The following is a 2,918-nucleotide window of genomic DNA, read 5'->3' on the forward strand; positions in this document are numbered from 1 at the left end:
TCAAAGAAAATCGACGCTTAGCATTACGATTTGAGAAATCCGATCTCTCTTTCCTTGCCTTTATAGCTTTAGCATCTATTAAATACAACCTTTGTTAACAGTGCCTAATTCATAAAAAAATTTATTACAGTTTAAATTTCTAGTATTAGCCTACTAAATCAACATATACCAAAATATATTTAACTATAATAATTTTATCTGGAGCTAAATTTTTCTTAGTGAAGCTAACTATATCTCATTACTGGTGATAAATGACCAATCCTCGTGTTGGAAATTAGAAAATATACTCGCGGTTGCCATATGGGCGATTCCCTGAGCTTTTAACCCAATTGAAACTGGGTGTAATTTAGGAAAACACATCATATATTTACAATCCTTTACTATTGTAGGCTCATAACCCAGCTTTAGATGTAGCATGTTTATAGGAAGCAACGTGGAGTCTAGTATAATATCCTTAATACCACTCAAAGAAATGAAATAATATTCTCTTACATGTTGGTCAAGTATCTCATACCCATAAGAATGCATCTCATTCCTATTTAACAAATAGAAGTATAGCGTATCCTTAAACTTCAGATTTAGTAATGGTGTATGCTGTATAAAATTAAGAACCTTAGCACTTGCTTGCCCATCCATTGATATCCCATATATCTTAGTAGAAATATATGAATATTTCTTAAAAGCGAAATACAAAAATTCATACACGATACCACTCCCCCTGTATTTAGAATCTATTTTTAGATCACATATATACCAAATTTTATCATGATCACATAGGCCACTCCTGAGTACCCCACATGCAACACCAATTACTTGATCTTCCAGCAGCGCAACAAAAAAATATGGTTTACCTATTCTATCAAAAAATGTGTAATAATTTTTGCCGTGGTCTATACTAAAATTGTCTTGGCCAATTGGATAAGAAAAACTTCTTTCAAATTTAATAAGCCGTTCATTATATATAGGCTTAAGTTCATCTGTAAGCTCAATTATCTTCATTATACCAAACCTTCTGCAGGTGAATGTGGCCCATCAAAATCCCTATAAATGCGCCTATTCCTGAATCTATATAATTCGCTGAATAAATTATTAAACAATGTTGCCCCAAGCTTTAAACCTTGCTCTATATAATACTTATTATTACCAGTATACGAATTGCTAATCACGTCAAAAAAATCTTGCGAGTGCTTGATATCAAGCGCAGAATGCAGGTCATAATGTATCATATTTTCAGCCTTGATCCATCCATTTCGTACTATACCACCAGCAATTAGAGAAGATATTTCGCAAAACATCCTCTCTATCATTCCAACCATTGCAGATGCAATTTTGTAATCATCAAGAACGCATACGCCGATAAGGCATGTATTAAAAATCCTGATCTCTGGCCAGAGCGCTTTTTTATTTATTTCATTAAGTGAGATGCCATGCAATCTAGATAGAAATTCGATGAATGTATTGCCGTGTATTTTTGTTAAGTCACCTTCACCATGCTCTTCCCATACATTACGTAAAACCTCCATCCTTAACTCAGGTGATGGTATTTTTGCAGCAAGGGCTGCAAGAGGCCTGCTAAAAAAAATCACAGCAAAAAAGAATTGTATCTGAGTTTCCACAAAATCTTCCTTTTCAAAACTACCATTATGTAAGCTTAAAAAGTACTTGTTATCGCGAAAACTACTCTCTTTAAGTATATCTTCAATTAAAGTTTTCATTTTTACCTTTTTCTTAAAATATTTAATTTGTTATAGAACATGCTTCTATCATTATTCAATAACTCTAACTCAAGGCTATGGAGCGGCTCTACATAGTCCAGCAAGTTACTATATATGTTCTTTTCATTATTTAATTGTCTATATATAATGAATGTACCTGATTTTGCATGCTTTACAATCTCACCTAAAATAGCAGTGGATTTATACTCGTCCATCCAATCAAATAAATTAGATAAGCTTATCAAATCATAATCATGCCAATTAGATATCTGAGCGATATCTAGTTCCATATAAGTAATTTCTTTAATCGAATTAGGGTTTGCAAGATAATATGGTAAATATCCTTTATCATCCAAGTAATAACCAAGCATGATATGATGCAAAAAGTAATTACTACGAAAGTCTTTTCTACTGATCCCATTCTCTATGGCTTTCTGGAAATACATTGGATACGATCCGAATTTTGCATGTTGTATAGCATCATTCCCAAACATTGTAATCAGCATAGAATCTGAGAAATAAAGCTCAAATGCAACTCTCCAGTATTTATTATAAATCAACTTATCTCTCAACTCTGCACCAGTCTCATCAAGAAATAGTTTTAAGATGTTATGTTCATCTAGAATAAATTCGTTTAAAAACCCCCTAAAACATCTAAATAATGATTCAAATTCACCACAAGCATTTAATCCATCTTTATTACTTGATAGTATATTAAAATTACGCTGGAAATTTTCTTTATCACATAAGAGGTTAATTTTTTTCTTCATTAAAGCTATCTGGTCTGGGTTCAGATCAAACACCGTAGTATTTATAGCTGGAAATATCGCTTGTAGTGTAATGGCATTACACCCCCCAGAGGCAACCATCAAAACATCTCTCAACGAGTATTTTTGTATTAAAAATGCCTCAACCAACGGATCTTCTCTAACAACCGCAAACTTTACCATACTCACAACATTCACGTACTAAGATGATACATATAAATTCAAAATAAACTAGCTGAGTATAAACTGGGTTATTTAACCTAATACAAACCCATGAACTGGAGTGTTGAACTTTTTCATCTCTTCTGCCAGGGCATGCTCTCCAAGAGTTACAGCGTTTTGTATATTTTCAGAATCTTTAAATAAAAACGCTAAGAGCGAATCTCCGTATTTTTGCAATAACCCTTCTAATTTATCAAGATCTTCATTACCTAAC

The 2,918-nt window shown here is 32.8% G+C and carries 4 protein-coding genes; all 4 read right to left on the reverse strand.

Going from position 1 to position 2,918, the window contains the following annotated elements; genetic code table 11:
* Positions 1-228: 228 nt before the first annotated feature.
* A complete protein-coding gene (locus Cyrtocomes_RS05795; protein ID WP_322498242.1) occupies positions 229-999 on the reverse strand; it encodes a GNAT family N-acetyltransferase in 771 nt (256 codons plus the stop codon).
* Positions 999-1,715, reverse strand: coding sequence for a TenA family transcriptional regulator (locus Cyrtocomes_RS05800; protein WP_322498243.1), 717 nt, complete (start codon positions 1,713-1,715; stop codon positions 999-1,001). The genes Cyrtocomes_RS05795 and Cyrtocomes_RS05800 overlap by 1 nt, the downstream gene beginning before the upstream one ends.
* 2 nt (positions 1,716-1,717) lie before the next feature.
* Positions 1,718-2,680 (reverse strand): DUF3419 family protein, encoded by a 963-nt coding sequence (locus Cyrtocomes_RS05805; protein ID WP_322498244.1) that lies wholly within the window; start codon positions 2,678-2,680, stop codon positions 1,718-1,720.
* A gap of 57 nt (positions 2,681-2,737) precedes the next feature.
* Positions 2,738-2,918 (reverse strand): hypothetical protein (locus Cyrtocomes_RS05810; RefSeq protein ID WP_322498245.1); only part of this gene is annotated, 181 nt, incomplete at its 5' end.

The organism is Candidatus Cyrtobacter comes (assembly GCF_034470605.1).
GTDB lineage: Bacteria > Pseudomonadota > Alphaproteobacteria > Rickettsiales > Midichloriaceae > Cyrtobacter > Cyrtobacter comes.

Coding starts and splice junctions, on each gene's coding strand:
- Cyrtocomes_RS05800 (WP_322498243.1), bottom strand. CDS start 1,715: ATGAAAACTTTAATTGAAGATATACTTAAAGAGAGTAGTTTTCGCGAT.
- Cyrtocomes_RS05795 (WP_322498242.1), bottom strand. CDS start 999: ATGAAGATAATTGAGCTTACAGATGAACTTAAGCCTATATATAATGAA.